General features: G+C 50.8%; 10 protein-coding genes and 2 pseudogenes. 5 read left to right on the forward strand and 7 right to left on the reverse strand.

From position 1 onward, the window contains the following. Positions 1-48: 48 nt before the first annotated feature. Positions 49-738, forward strand: a pseudogene (locus ACTOY7_RS05565) (carboxypeptidase-like regulatory domain-containing protein); the annotation flags it as partial. Between the two features lie 79 nt (positions 739-817). Here the strand turns inward: ACTOY7_RS05565 and ACTOY7_RS05570 are convergent. From ACTOY7_RS05570 to arfA, 6 genes are all read right to left on the reverse strand, one after another. Next, the gene (locus ACTOY7_RS05570; RefSeq protein ID WP_482672019.1) at positions 818-2,464 is read right to left on the reverse strand and encodes a recombinase family protein; all 1,647 of its coding nucleotides are present in this window, start codon (positions 2,462-2,464) and stop codon (positions 818-820) included. A gap of 157 nt (positions 2,465-2,621) precedes the next feature. Next, positions 2,622-2,813, reverse strand: coding sequence for a hypothetical protein (locus ACTOY7_RS05575; RefSeq protein WP_482671556.1), 192 nt, complete (start codon positions 2,811-2,813; stop codon positions 2,622-2,624). Between the two features lie 183 nt (positions 2,814-2,996). Continuing rightward, on the reverse strand, positions 2,997-4,835 hold the full coding sequence (locus ACTOY7_RS05580; protein ID WP_482671555.1) for an ABC transporter ATP-binding protein: 1,839 nt from the start codon (positions 4,833-4,835) through the stop codon (positions 2,997-2,999). After that, positions 4,828-7,089, reverse strand: a complete 2,262-nt coding sequence (locus tag ACTOY7_RS05585; RefSeq protein ID WP_160281886.1) for an ABC transporter ATP-binding protein — start codon at positions 7,087-7,089, stop codon at positions 4,828-4,830. The genes ACTOY7_RS05580 and ACTOY7_RS05585 overlap by 8 nt, the downstream gene beginning before the upstream one ends. Before the next feature lie 37 nt (positions 7,090-7,126). Continuing rightward, on the reverse strand, positions 7,127-7,591 hold the full coding sequence (locus ACTOY7_RS05590) for a MarR family winged helix-turn-helix transcriptional regulator (protein ID WP_160281885.1): 465 nt from the start codon (positions 7,589-7,591) through the stop codon (positions 7,127-7,129). Positions 7,592-7,857: 266 nt separating this feature from the next. Continuing rightward, the gene (gene arfA / locus ACTOY7_RS05595; RefSeq protein ID WP_160281884.1) at positions 7,858-9,372 is read right to left on the reverse strand and encodes an arabinosylfuranosidase ArfA; all 1,515 of its coding nucleotides are present in this window, start codon (positions 9,370-9,372) and stop codon (positions 7,858-7,860) included. A 303-nt stretch (positions 9,373-9,675) separates the two neighbouring features. Between arfA and ACTOY7_RS05600 the strand changes: the two genes are divergently transcribed. Both ACTOY7_RS05600 and ACTOY7_RS05605 read left to right on the forward strand, forming a co-directional pair. Continuing rightward, the gene (locus tag ACTOY7_RS05600; RefSeq protein ID WP_160281883.1) at positions 9,676-9,942 is read left to right on the forward strand and encodes a helix-turn-helix domain-containing protein; all 267 of its coding nucleotides are present in this window, start codon (positions 9,676-9,678) and stop codon (positions 9,940-9,942) included. Between the two features lie 57 nt (positions 9,943-9,999). Beyond that, positions 10,000-10,584, forward strand: a pseudogene (locus ACTOY7_RS05605) (peptidoglycan-binding domain-containing protein); the annotation flags it as partial. 251 nt (positions 10,585-10,835) lie between these two features. Here ACTOY7_RS05605 and ACTOY7_RS05610 read toward each other — a convergent pair. After that, positions 10,836-11,012 carry a hypothetical protein gene (locus ACTOY7_RS05610; protein ID WP_302143585.1) on the reverse strand — a complete coding sequence of 59 codons (177 nt, stop codon included), beginning with the start codon at positions 11,010-11,012 and terminating at the stop codon, positions 10,836-10,838. Positions 11,013-11,294: 282 nt separating this feature from the next. Between ACTOY7_RS05610 and ACTOY7_RS05615 the strand changes: the two genes are divergently transcribed. Beyond that, complete coding sequence (locus ACTOY7_RS05615; protein WP_160280756.1) at positions 11,295-12,515, forward strand: transglutaminase domain-containing protein; 1,221 nt, start codon at positions 11,295-11,297, stop codon at positions 12,513-12,515. A gap of 12 nt (positions 12,516-12,527) precedes the next feature. Beyond that, the gene (locus ACTOY7_RS05620; RefSeq protein WP_330690738.1) at positions 12,528-14,081 is read left to right on the forward strand and encodes an AAA-like domain-containing protein; all 1,554 of its coding nucleotides are present in this window, start codon (positions 12,528-12,530) and stop codon (positions 14,079-14,081) included. Positions 14,082-14,264: the final 183 nt, after the last annotated feature.

A 14,264-nucleotide genomic window follows, 5' to 3' on the forward strand; every position in this document is an offset into this window, starting at 1 on the left:
ATATAGAACATATCTCAAACAGGGGGAATTATGGTTTATATTAAGGCAATGCAGGAAAATGCGGAAAATGACGCGGCAAGGCGTGATCAGATTGAAAGGGGATTGCTGCAGATCAATGTGACCTCGGATGTGGATTCCTATCCCGTGTCCGACGCGGTGATCTCCGTATCCTACACCGGGGTTCCGGACAGCACGCTGGAGGAGCTGAACACAGACAGCTCCGGGCAGACTGAAACCATCGAACTGAACGCGCCTCCGCTGGAATACAGCCTGGACCCGTCCATCGAAGCCCAGCCTTACGCGGAATATACGCTGGATGTACGGGCACCTGGCTTTGAGCCGGTCAGCATTTCCGGAGCCGAGATCCTGCCTGATGTCACGGCAATCCAGAATGTACGGCTCCGTCCGCTGACGCCAGCGGATACAGGAGAAGAGGTCTTTGTCATCCCTGCCCATACCCTGTACGGGGAATATCCCCCGAAAATTGCGGAGGACGAGATCAAGCCCACCAATGAATCCGGGGAGATCGTACTGAGCAGGGTGGTCGTTCCGGAGTATATCGTAGTGCATGACGGTTCGCCCCGGGACACTACGGCACAGAATTATTATGTGAAATATCGGGACTACATCAAAAATGTAGCCTCCTCGGAAATCTACGCCACCTGGCCCGAGGCTTCCATCCGCGCAAATGTGCTGGCGATCATGTCCTTTACCCTGAACCGGGTGTATACGGAATGGTAGCGTGATCAATGCTGATTCATGGTGAAACCTTCTGCGCCTGCGATCATCTTCTTTGCAGCTAAACATTTATACGCCGTCAAATTAACAAGTTCTTTCCTGACAATTCCTTAAAACGGATCCGAATCTGCTCCTGCGTCACCTGGATCCATTCTACCAGCCTTTGAACTAAAATCCGTTTCGTATCGGAATCCGCTTCCTGAAAAATCTGTTTCCAAGGAGGGATTGCTTTCCGGATTTCTTCCCGCTTCCCTGCATTTTCTTCCAGCTTGCTTCGCCTTTCCCTGCTCCTTTGTACCGCCTGCTCCTGCTCCAGCACTTTGTTTCTCTGGCTTCTGACGGCTTCCGCCAGCTCTTCCGCCGTAAATCCGCACTCGCCTGTGATCGCGTCCGGGATCTTTCCTTCCATCACTTCGATCCCTTTTTGCAGTTTTCGCAGTAACGCCTCTTCCTTCTTCCATTCTGCTTCCGCAATTTTTTTCCTGGTTTTCAGCTTTTCAAAAACAGCAGCGTCAGCATCCTCGTTTTCCAGAAGTCTCTCAATATATTCCCCAAGACATTGGAATACCGCCCTTTCCATCCTCTCCGCATGAAACAGTGCTGTCGGATGATCTGCCATTCCATCCCCATTCCGGCATCGGTACATCGGAGTCCTGCTGGATCTCCTTTCCCCGGTACCTTTGATCGTCCAGTAATGGTACCGGCTCCCGTTGATAAGCTTCCCCCCGCAGTATCCGCAGTAACTCACATCAATCAGAGGGAGCATCCCGTCATTCCTTCTGATCACAGAAACCGCCTGGTCCTCCCGCTTCTTTTGGTATCGGTCCGACCTTCTCTTTCTTTTTTCCTGTACCCGGTTCCATATATCCTCCTCAATGATCCGGATTTCCTCATTGGGCGCTTCTGCCCTGATCCAGTCCGACTGGTCCAGACGATGGTATGTTCCATTGATCCGTTCCCGCCTTTTATATGCCGTATAGCCTGCATACACGGGATTGGTCAGAATACTGGTGATCGTTCCGGCCTTCCACACATCCCGGGGCGCAAGCTGTCTGTAACAGGGATCTTCATTTAAAATGTTTGCGATTTTCACAGAGCCGTATTCCTGATTCAAAGACAATGAATAGATGTGCTTTACCGTCTCCGCCTGCCGCGGAACGATCTTCAAGGTGTGCAGGGCACGCCCATGCTTGCTCAGCTCCCCGGACAGTACGAGCTCATATCCGTAAGGCGCCGCCCCGCCCATGAATTTTCCCTTCTGCACCAGCTTCTGGGCCGTATCCTTTACCCGCATCCCGGTATCCGAGCTGCTCTTCTGGGCATTTCCATAGCGGAGGGCCAGTATCATCTGCCCCATAATATCATCCGCCTCCGGGCTGATGCATCCGTCCTTTACCGTATAAACATCTACCCCGCAGCTTTTTAAAGCCATGATATAGGCTCCCATCTCCCACATGCGCCTTCCCACCCGGTCATCCTTATAAGCCGCCAGGATCTCATATTCCCGCTTCCTGGCATCCTCCAGCGCCTCCTGGAGTGTTTCTCTTTTGGAGACCGCATGTTTGTAGCCGCTTCTACTCCCCTCAAAGTATTCTTTTTCATCCGCCACCCAGTCCTCGTGCTGTCCGATATAATCCAGCACGATCTGTCTTTGGACCGACAGGTCCCCGTCTGCTTCCAGCTGCTGATTGGAGCTGACCCGCAGCAGCATTCTGACACGCTTCACAGAACGATCCGCTTCCTTTTCCATCGCTGTTTGGCACAGTGATCCGGTTTCTAATATTCTTATTATTTTGAGGCCTGTCCTATTCCTGAAATGCAATGGCGCAGTCGAAAAATCCACATTTTCCGACTGCACCACCATGAATAGTAACGCAGAAAAATCATAATTTCATTTTTTCCAGCAATACACTGATCAGGATTTTCCGGATTTCCTGTTTCAACTGCTCTTCATCTCCTGACCGGATTCCCGAGCGTTCTCCTTCCTGTCCAGATGGCTGTTCCGCCGGAAATTCCAAAATCACATTGATGCCCTCTACGTCCATGCAAACCTGCCGATATTCATTCTCAGACATAACTTCTCCTGAATCTCCCGCATATCTCTGACAGAGCTTTTCTACTATAACTATTTCCCAAAGCCAGATTCTATTCCTCCTTCTGCAAAGCCAGCTGCCTGAATCAATGTGTTTTACATTTGCGCTTCCTTTTTTTCTTACGGATGCCGGAGCTGGCTGCTCTGCCCTCTGTCGGCCCGATCCTTATGCCGTCTTCTCAAACTGGGAATTATACAACTCCGCATAGAATCCGCCCTTCGCGATCAATTCCTCGTGATTTCCCTGTTCCACGATATCTCCGTCCTTCATGACCAGGATCAGGTCCGCGTCCCGGATGGTGGAGAGCCGATGGGCGATCACAAAGCTGGTCCTTCCCCTCATCAGGGTGTCCATAGCCTTCTGGATCTGGATCTCCGTCCGGGTATCCACGGAGCTGGTGGCCTCATCCAGGATCAGGATCTTCGGATCTGCCAGAATGGCCCTGGCAATGGTCAGGAGCTGCTTCTGTCCCTGGGACACATTGCTGGCTTCCTCATTCAATTCCATATCATACCCGCCCGGCAGAGTCTGTACAAACCGGTGCACTCTGGCTGCCTTCGCCGCCGCGACCACTTCCTCGTCGGTGGCATTCAGCTTCCCATACCGGATATTGTCCCGGATGCTGCCGTGGAACAGCCAGGTATCCTGCAGTACCATACCGAACATCATGCGGAGCTCGCTGCGGTTAAAGTCCCGGACATTGTGGCCGTCAATCAGGATGGCCCCGCTGTTCACATCATAGAACCGCATCAGCAGCTTGATCATGGTGGTCTTTCCGGCTCCGGTGGGGCCTACGATGGCAATCTTCTGCCCTTCCGTGACCTTTGCGGAAAAATCATGGATGATGGTTTTTTCCGGATTATAGCCGAAATGCACATGGGAAAATTCTACATTTCCCAGAAGGCCGTCCACGGATACCGGATCCGGCACGGTCTGGTCCTCCTCCTCTTCCTCCAGAAACGCAAAGACACGCTCCGAAGCCGCCGCGGTGGACTGCAGCATGTTCGCCACCTGTGCCACCTGCTGGATGGGCTGGGTGAAGTTCCGCACATACTGGGTAAAGGACTGGATATCCCCCACCTCAATGGCCTGCTTGATGGCCAGATAGCCGCCCAGGATGGCCACTCCCACATAGCCCAGATTGCCCACAAACTGCATGATTGGCATCATCATGCCAGACAAGAACTGAGATTTCCACGCGGAATCATACAGCTGCTGGTTCGTCTTTTCAAAGGTTTCTATTGTCTCCTCTTCCTTGTTAAACGCCTTGATGATATTGTGGCCCGAATAGACCTCCTCTACCTGGCCGTTTACATTTCCCAGAAACTCCTGCTGTCCCCGGAAATATTTTTGGGATTTGGCCATGATAAGGGAGATCATGGCAACGGAAACCGGCAGCATCAGAAGCGCGACCAGTGTCATCAGCGGACTGATGGAAAGCATCATGATCAGCACGCCCACCATCTGGGTCACGGAGGTGATCATCTGTGTGGCGCTCTGATTCAGGCTCTGCCCCAGCGTATCCACGTCGTTCGTGACCCGGGAAAGGACCTCCCCATAGGTCATTTTGTCAAAGTAACTCATAGGCATCCGGTTGATCTTCTCCGAGATCGCCTTTCGGAAGCGGTAGGTCGTCTTCTGGGAGATCCCGGTCATGATATATCCCTGGATAAAGGAAAATACCGCACTCACCCCATAGAGTCCCAGCGTCAGCAGCAGGATCCGTCCAATCTTTTCAAAATCCATGCCGCCGGTTCCGGATACCCTGCTGACCAGGCCGTTGAAAATCTCTGTCGTCGCCTTCCCCAGGATCTTCGGCCCCAGGATATTGAAGATCGTGCCGCCCACCGCAAAGATCAGTACAAACAGCATCTGAATTTTGTAGATGCTCATGTAGCGGACCAGCTTTTTGATGGTGCCCTTAAAATCCTTCGCTTTTTCTCCCGGCCTCATCCCATGGCCGTGCCCCCGGCCCACAGGCCCTCTTCTCTGCTCTCTACTCATGGGTCAGTTCCTCCTTTCCGGAATTGATTCCTGTTTCGGCAAGCTCCTGTTCCGACAATTGGGATTCCGCAATCTGACGGTATACTTCACAGTCCCTCAAAAGCTCCCTGTGGGTGCCGATCCCCGCCACTTCTCCATCGTCCAGTACAATGATCTGCTCCGCATGGAGAATGGTGCTGATCCGCTGCGCCACGATCAGGACCGTACTGTTTTCTGTCTTTTCCTTCAGAGCCTTCCGCAGTGTCACATCGGTCTTATAGTCCAGCGCGGAAAAGCTGTCGTCAAAAATGAATACATCCGGATGCTTTGCCACCGCTCTCGCGATGGACAGGCGCTGCTTCTGCCCGCCGGAAACATTTGCCCCGCCCTGGGAGATGGAACTTTCAAACCGGTCCGGCTTCGTTTCGATAAATTCCATGGCCTGAGCGATCTCCGCAGCCTCCTGCATTTCCCCGTCGGACCCTTTTTGATTCCCGAACAGGATGTTGGAGCCGATGGTCCCGGAGAACAGCACTCCCTTCTGAGGCACATAGCCCAGCTTTTCCCGCAGATCATGCTGGCGAATCTCCCGGATATCGATGCCGTCCAGGGTGATGGAGCCCTCTGTCACATCGTAAAAACGGGGGATTAGATTAACCAGGGTGGATTTTCCGCTTCCGGTGCTTCCGATGATGGCTGTCGTCTCGCCCGGCTTTGCCGTAAATGTGATATCGTGGAGCACATCCTCATCGGCCCCCGGATACCGGAAGGATACGCGGTCAAAGCGCAGCACTCCTTCTGTTTTTTCCGGAAGCCGCTCAGGTTCCTTCGGATCGTGGATCAACGTCTCGCTGGTCAGCACTTCATCCACACGCTCCGCCGCCACAGCCGCTCTGGGCAGCATTATGGAGATCATGCACAGCATCAGGAAGCTCATGATGATCTGCATGGTGTACTGGATAAATGCCATCATATCCCCGACCTGCATCTGCCCCTCGTTGATTCCGTGTGCCCCGGTCCAGATGATCAGGACTGAGACACCGTTCATAATGATCATCATCAAAGGCATCATAAAGGTCATGGCCCGATTGACAAACAGGTTCGTCCTGGTCAGATCCAGATTCGCCGTGTCAAACCGTTTTTCCTCATGCTTTTCCGTGCTGAATGCCCGGATCACGGAAAGCCCGGTCAGGATCTCCCTTGTCACCAGATTCAGCCGGTCTACCAGCTTCTGCATGATCTTAAACTTGGGCATGGCTACCGTAAAGAGCAGCAGGATCACAAGCCCGATCAGGAGGACTGCCAGCCCAATGATCCAGGACATGGACACATTGGTCCGGAATACCTGGTAGATCCCCCCTGCCGCCAGGATCGGCGCATACAGTACCATGCGCAGCAGCATGACCATGAGCATCTGGATCTGCTGGATATCGTTGGTGCTCCGGGTGATGAGAGAGGCCGTGGAAAACTGGTCAAATTCATTGTTAGAAAAGCCCACCACCTTACGGAATACTTTTCCCCGCAGATCCCGCCCGGAAGCCGCTCCTACTCTGGAGGCCAGAAGTCCTACCATGACGCTGGAGAGCATGCCCAGAAAGGCGAGCCCGATCATCTTCGCTCCGGTCCTTGTGAGATATCCGAGCTGCAGTCGATCCAGATCCATTCCCAGCTCCTGATAGGCTGTTTTCACATAAGAGATGGCCGCCTGCTCCAGGATCGTTTCCGGCATATCCGCCGTCTGGCTTCGGATCTCTTCCAGCATCTGCTCCACCTGCTCTGGAGGGAGCATTCCAAGGATATCGAATAAATCCCCGTCCTCCGGCACCATTTCCGCAGGGATTCCTGCCATAAGCTGTGCCTGGATCTGCTCCGTGGTATCGCTTCCGGAGGAAAAACCCTGAATGAGCATCATAGGCAGGCTCAGGATCTCCGAGAGCTCGTCATAGGCTTCACCACCCTCTTCTGCCTCTTTCTGCATGCTGTCCTTTAAGACAAATGCCGCTTTGTCATAGACATGGGAATCCTCCTCATAGGCATCCCATACCTTCTCCTGGTCCTCCGGATCCGGAAGGAAGATCAGGATCTGTTCCATCCCTTCCCGGGAAACAGCTTTCGGAACCGGCTCACTGATCCCGCCCTGCTGGATGCCCACGTTGACAATGTCCGAGGTGTAGGCCGGCAGGGACAGATCACAATATGCCTGCACGATCAGGATCAGGAACACAAGGAGCACCGTTTTCCAGTACATCCCCATATATTGAAATAATTTTCGCATCGTTCGTCTCCTTTCACAAGTTGGTCACTTCGCGCCATCACATCGGCGGCCGCAAGGCGGAAGGATCCTGACCTTCCATCAGGTTATCCCGGACCTGTACGAGCAGGCGCTTCAGCAGCAGAGTCTCCTCCATACTCATTCCCCGGAACACCATTTCCTCAATCTGTTTCCCTACCCTGCAGATGTCATCAATAAAAGCCTTCCCCTTCTCCGTAACGCAAAGCCGCAGGACCCGCTGATCCTTTTCGTCCGGCTTGCGCCGGATATACTCCAGCTTTTCCATCTTCTGGATGACTGAGGTGATGGTGGGGGGCGTCAGGTTCATCTTTTTGGCAAGCTCTCTCTGGGACAGCTCCCCTTCCTGATTCAATACAAATAATATTCCCGCATGGCCCGGCTTTAAATCATACTTTCCGAACATCTCCTTTGCGTGGCAGCTGCTCAGGTGTGTCACCTGGGCCAGCACTCCCAGAGTCTGCATATGATCCACATTCATATCCATCCTGTCTGTCCTCCTCTCATTTAGTTAGACGTCTAACGGTTATTTTATGTTTATTCACAATATTTGTCAATACAGGACTCTTTATTTCATGATTTTTTTATACTTTTTATCTATAATTTAGTTTGATATCGAATTATGCGCTGTGTTTTTATATTTCCTGCCGGCTTCCGCGTCTCTTACGAATCGCTCTGAGATGCTGCTTTTTTCCGCGCGCTTTCATCAAAAAAGACGCAGCCATGTTCCGGCCGCGCCCTTTCTTTCGTATTCTATTCTGACTTTCCGAACCGGATCACATTCCAGGATGCCTTTTTCAGCACCGTCTCCGCTCTCTGTCCGTCCATCCTGACATTTGTATCCCGGATAGGAGCCACCTTTTCTTCAAACAGGGAGTTCTCCGCCTTCAGATCCTCCGAAACCAGCTCCAGCTTTTCCAAAATCCCATATCCCTCAAAGCTTCTCAGGTCTATACTCATGTGCTGGTCCTCTTCCAGATTCCTGTTCACCGCAAAAACTGTAAGCTCCTCTTTTTCCTCCTGATACACCGCCACGCTGACTACATCGGTCACTGCCCCGTGTCCGCTGGTCTGATGAAGAGGGGTGTCAATGATCGTCTCAATGACCGTTCCCCTGCCATAGGCGGAAGCATGCAGGAAAGGATAAAAAATCGTCTGCTTCCATGCACCGCCCTGCGCGTCGGTCATGATCGGCGCGATGACATTGACAAGCTGCGCCAGACACGCGATCTTTACCCTGTCCGCATGTTTGAGCAGCGTGATCAGCATCAGCCCCACCACCAGCGCGTCTTCAAAGTTATAATGATCCTCCAGGAGACGGGGACCAATCTGCCAGGGATGATTCTGTGTGATGTCCATTTCTTCGTCTTTCGAATGATACCACACGTTCCACTCGTCAAAGCTGAGATTGATCTTCCTGCTGCCGCGTTTTTTTGCCTTCACAAAATCGCAGACCGACACCACCGTATGGATGAATTTCTCCATATCATCCGAAAGAGCCAGAAAATCGGCGCTGTCCTGAGCTTCATTTCCATAATACTGGTGAAGGGAAATATAATCCACATAATCATAATTACATTCCAGCGTGGTGGCCTCCCACTGCGGAAATGTCGGCATTCCCATAAAGGAGCTGCCGCAGGAAACCAGCTCAATGGAAGGATCCATCAGCTTCATGGCTTTGGCCGTTTCCTCCGAGAGCCTTCCGTATTCCTGCATATTCTTGTGGCCCAGCTGCCACTCTCCGTCCATCTCATTTCCCAGGCACCACAGCTTGATGTGATAGGGATCTTCCGCGCCGTGTTTTCTCCGGAGGTCGCTGTATTTTGTCCCGGAAGGGTGATTGCAGTATTCCAGCAGATTGCAGGCATCCTTTGTCCCCCTGGTCCCCAGGTTTACCGCCATCATCACATCCGAACCGGCCTTGCCGGCCCATTTCACAAATTCTCCCAGCCCGAAGGTATTCGGCTCCAGGCTCCTCCAGGCCAGATCCAGCCTGGGCTTGCGTTCCTGGGCCGGCCCGACGCTGTCCTCCCAGAAAAAATTAGACACATAGTTGCCTCCCGGATAGCGCACCACTGGTACGCGCAGTTCCCTCACCAGTTCCAGTACGTCCTGCCGAAACCCATCCCCGTCCGCGCTCACGTGCCCGGGCTGATAGATCCCGCCGTATACGGCTCTGCCCAAATGCTCGATAAAAGAGCCGAAAATTCTAGGATCCACCGGTGAAACCTTGTATGCCTTGTCGATCGTCATCTTTGTTTCTCTCATGCTCGTATCCTCCTGTAGCTTTATTATAGGAAAAAGCGCCCCTTTTTTCAAGAATTTTACAAACTTCTTTCCGGTCCATACCCTGACTGCATGTAAACGAAAACTTTGAAATCACTTTCCGGACGGTTTATGTTACGTTTATGTTGCGGCATTTTCCCATCGCTTTTGGCAGGGATTTTTCTATGGTATTTTGTACTCTTAAAAATATCAGACCGTCTCATTTTTACAACCTTTCGCATACATGAACGTTAGTAAAATCATTGCAAGGTGCTGAAAGTGAGACAAGAAAAAGGAGGATTTATTATGCCAAAACCAAGAACACAGACAGGGGAGAAAAATCTTGTCGGCAAACATCTGATCGAGCTTCGTAAGAAAAGCAATTATTCTCAGCGTGACTTGGCCTACCGGCTTCAGCTTGCCGGATATGATATGGATAAAAATGTGATCACAAGAATTGAAACAAATAAACGGTATGTAACTGATCTGGAATTGAAGGCATTAAAGGAGATCTTCCATGTGTCATACGATTATCTGATCGACGGTGCGGAAGCCTCTGAGGGAACACGGTAGCTGCCGAAAACAGCACTCCACAGAGTGCTCCCTGTAGAATCATCGGTGGTTTCGGGGTACCGGAACCGGGGTTACGATTTCACGATCACCTCTTCTACCGCATTTGACCACAAATGGATCCCGGAGCGGAACTACTTTAATACGATTTCCGTGATCGTGGATGAGCTTTTTGCAAATTATCTGTCCCGGCCCAATGTCCGGCAGCCGATCCTGACCCAGTACTGCGATGGCCAAAGGGTGTCCTGCCCCAACTGGATGCAGCAGTGGGGGTCTATGTCCCTGGGAGAACAGGGCTACTCCGCAATTGAGATCCTGCGGTATTATTATGGGGATAACATGTATATCAATACCGCGCAGGAGATCTCCGGCGTTCCCTCCTCCTGGCCCGGCTATGTGCTGGAAAACGGCTCCAGCGGCGATAAGGTCCGGCAGCTCCAGGAACAGATCAATGTCATCGCCGGGGCATACCCTGCCATACCGAGTATCCAGGTGGATGGAATGTACGGCCCGGCGACTTCGGAAGCCGTCCGGGTATTCCAGTCGGTGTTCGGGCTTCCCCAGACCGGCACGGTAGATTACCGGACCTGGTACAAAATATCGGAAATCTATGTAGGGGTATCCCGGATCGCCGAATTGACCTGAAACAGTTAGATACAGAAAGCCTGCCACTGGCAGCCTTTCTGTATACGATGGTATGAAAAAGTGTGCGTTTTAACGCACACTTGCGCCGAAGCGCGGCTGCATAAGCAGTCATTTTCCTATAGAGCAAAAGATCTGCGCAGCGCTCCCCCGGTTCCCCCCGAAAAGCGCCGCGCAGATCTTTTTCCGACCGTACAGTCGGTTTTTTCATCCGGCTCCTGTCAAGCGTATCCTGTCCTGAGCCGGAAGGCGTGTTAGTCTGCTAATGCATAAATTTTAAGAGCTTCTCTCCGCTCATCCAGATCCATTTTCACAAAATCTGTAAATTCGATATCCACATGATACATGGGCTGGCCGCAGCAAACGGCCCGTGCCTGATTGTTCGTGTAGTGATATCTTTTGCATTTTATGCAGTAAAAAACATGCATCATTTGTTTCACCTCGCAATAACTAAAAAATATGAGGATTTGAAGACAGTCCTCCCCCTCAGATCGGAAAACCATCTCATGGATATAGAATATAACCAAAGAATCGGTTTGTCAATATTATAAATACGGGATCGGTAAAGTGGCCGCAGATCGTAATGATGGGTTTACATTTCAGAAAAGAGACGGTATAATAGGAATTGCGCTGGTGCGCAAGCAGGTCATCAATTTTCTGGCGAAAATTGGTGACAAATTATAAATGAAGCAGAAAACCGTAAAGGAGCTGCAATGAGAAGGAAGAAAAAAAAGCGGATTTTTCCGTTAGTCTTTATGCTGCTGGTCTGTGTTGGATTCTGCATCTGGGGTGCCAGGGAAGCAGCAACCATCTATTTTCAAAAAGTGCCGGAAAATGTTAATATCATCAAAAATGCCGTCTCTCAGACGATCGAAGAATCCATTCCATTTTCCGAGATCGTCATTGAAGAGTCCGAGGTTTCTTCGGGATTTTATTATCAGCTGTTAAGCGACGGACAGCAGCTGATCTACAAAGAGATCCTGCAGGCAGTACGCGGACAGGCCGAAAGCTTCTATATCCATACCGGCGATACCAAAGAATTTTCCATGATCTACGAATATCTCCTGTATGACCGCCCGGAGATCTTCTGGTGTACAGGCAGTACCCAGATCACCAGCTATACCGACTACTCCGAGGTCCGGCCGGCCTATACCTGCCTGGGTGAGGAGCTGCAGCAGCGTCAGGCGCAGATCGACGCCGCGGCAAACGCCTGCCTGGCCGGCATTGCAGTGGATGCCCCGGAATATGACCGGATCCGCTATGTATTCGAATATCTGGTAAATACCGTGGATTATAACCTGGACTCCCCGGACAACCAGAATATTTACAGTTCCCTGGTCAACCGGGTATCTGTCTGTGCCGGCTACTCCCGCGCCGCCCAGTATCTGCTCCAGAGGCTGGGTATTGAATGTATCTACGCCATTGGGACAATCCCCCAGCAGGGCCCCCATGCCTGGAACATCGTGCGCTGCAACGGACAATATTATCATATGGATGTGACCTTCGGCGACCCGGTATTTCTGCAGGAGGAAAATGGGGCCAGCATCCCGTTGGACAGTATCAACTACGGGTATCTGTGCTGTGCGGATTCGGAACTGTACCGAAGCCACACTCCCGAGGCCGGAATCCCCTATCCGGAATGTCCTTCCATGGATCTGGACTACTATGTGCTGAACGGAATGTATTATGAGGGCTACGACAGCTATGTCATGCTGCTGAACATGAATCAGTCCATTTATGAGATGAGACCTTCCTTTTCCTGTAAGTTTTCCTACAATGACCTCTATCTCCAGGCCCATGACGATATCATCAACAACGTGATCCCCCAGGCCGCCCAGACTTTGGCGGTGCACTATGGGCTGGATACGGTGTGGTATACGTATGTGGAGGATCCGATGATGTCGGTGATCACAGTGTATTGGGGGTATCAGTAATGAAAGGGTTCTATGATGGCAAAATATTTTAACGTGACGGGAATCTGTATTCCGGAAAAGCATTATATGGTGGATATCAGCGCAACCGTACGCATGATTACGGAAACGCTGGTGGATCGGGGTGCCTATTTTACGATCAACCGGGCCCGCCAATACGGAAAGACCACCACCCTATATCTGTTGGAAAAAAAGCTCTGCGAGCGCTATCTTGTACTCAGCCTGAGCTTTGAAGCGGCAGACGATCTGTTTGTCTCGGCTTACACCTTTGCCGCGGGCCTTGTCCGAAGGATCGGGAAAAAATTGAGCATGCAGAACATTCCTGCCGGGGTTTTGAATGCATGGAACGCACCGCTGTCGAGAGAATTTGCGCTGGAGGATTTCAGCGACAAGATTACAGAGCTGTGCAGATCCTGTGAAAAAGGCATCGTTATGATGATTGATGAAGTGGACAAAAGTTCTGATAATCAGATATTTTTGTCCTTTCTCGGACTGCTCCGGGCAAAATATCTGGAACAGCAGAAAGGCCAGGATCATACCTTCCAATCCGTGATTTTAGCCGGGGTTTATGATATCAAAAATTTAAAGCTGAAGATACACCCCGGACAGGAAACGAAGTATAACAGCCCCTGGAACATTGCGGCTGATTTTAACATGGATCTGTCCTTGTCCGTTAGCGGAATTGAAGGCATGCTTACTGAATACGAGCACGACCACCACACCGGAATGGATGTCCCGCAAATAGCCCGGGCAATCTATGATTATACTTCCGGCTATCCTTATCTGGTCTCCCGGATCTGCAAGCTGATTGATGAAAATTGCAGCTGGTGCCGGATCGGAGTATCAGAAGCTGTCAGGATGATCTTAAAATCCTCAAATACACTATTTGACGATATGCAGAAAAAAATCCTGGATTATCCGGAACTGAAACGGATGATCTATTCGATTCTGTTCGGAGGGAAAAGTTTTCCATATTATCCTGTCAGCCAGCCTGTGAAGATCGGTGTTTTATTCGGATTCATCAAAGAAGAAGAGGAACGGGCTGTCATTGCCAACCGCATCTTTGAAACCTTTTTCTATGATCTTTTTCTGGCAGAAGATATTCTGGAAAGCAAGACATATGACACGGCTCTGCAGTCTAGGAACCAGTTTGTAAAAAATGGGATTCTGGATATGGAGTTGATCCTGATGAAATTTCTGGAGCATTATCATGAAGTTTATTACGATTGTACGGAAAAATTCGCAGAGGAAAATGGACGGAAGCTGTTTCTTCTATATCTGAAGCCCATCATCAATGGAACCGGAAATTATTATATTGAATCCCGGACAAGAAGTATGGGGCGCACCGATGTGGTGATTGATTATCTTGGGCGGCAGACGGTGGTTGAGCTGAAGATCTGGAGGGGAAATGAATATCATAAACGAGGGGAAGCACAGTTAGTCCGGTATCTGGAGGATTATCATCTGGAGAAGGGGTATTTGCTGAGTTTTTGCTTCAATCAGAAAAAGAAGATTGGGAAAAATGTGATTCAGAGGGAAGGGAAGACGATTGTGGAGGTTGTGGTGTGAGATGGATAGACAGCGTAGAGAGGGTAAGGAGGCAGGTAGCGGCGGCCTCCTTACCCTCTCCTGTCGCTGAAAATTTATGATGTAAATGGCAGGTCAATCATATAGCTGACGGGAGTGTAGAATTACAGTTCCGTTTTGAGCCACGTGCAATTCGATCCTCTGGCGCAATAAATCTGTTCATGA

Source organism: Schaedlerella sp., from assembly GCF_056796775.1.

Bases quoted from the DNA above. Each gene is read 5' to 3' on its own strand.
- ACTOY7_RS05615 (WP_160280756.1), top strand. From the start codon at position 11,295: ATGAGAAGGAAGAAAAAAAAGCGGATTTTTCCGTTAGTCTTTATGCTG.
- ACTOY7_RS05590 (WP_160281885.1), bottom strand. From the start codon at position 7,591: ATGGATATGAATGTGGATCATATGCAGACTCTGGGAGTGCTGGCCCAG.
- ACTOY7_RS05585 (WP_160281886.1), bottom strand. From the start codon at position 7,089: ATGCGAAAATTATTTCAATATATGGGGATGTACTGGAAAACGGTGCTC.
- ACTOY7_RS05600 (WP_160281883.1), top strand. From the start codon at position 9,676: ATGCCAAAACCAAGAACACAGACAGGGGAGAAAAATCTTGTCGGCAAA.
- ACTOY7_RS05620 (WP_330690738.1), top strand. From the start codon at position 12,528: ATGATGGCAAAATATTTTAACGTGACGGGAATCTGTATTCCGGAAAAG.
- ACTOY7_RS05610 (WP_302143585.1), bottom strand. From the start codon at position 11,012: ATGATGCATGTTTTTTACTGCATAAAATGCAAAAGATATCACTACACG.
- ACTOY7_RS05580 (WP_482671555.1), bottom strand. From the start codon at position 4,835: ATGAGTAGAGAGCAGAGAAGAGGGCCTGTGGGCCGGGGGCACGGCCAT.
- ACTOY7_RS05575 (WP_482671556.1), bottom strand. From the start codon at position 2,813: ATGTCTGAGAATGAATATCGGCAGGTTTGCATGGACGTAGAGGGCATC.
- arfA (WP_160281884.1), bottom strand. From the start codon at position 9,372: ATGAGAGAAACAAAGATGACGATCGACAAGGCATACAAGGTTTCACCG.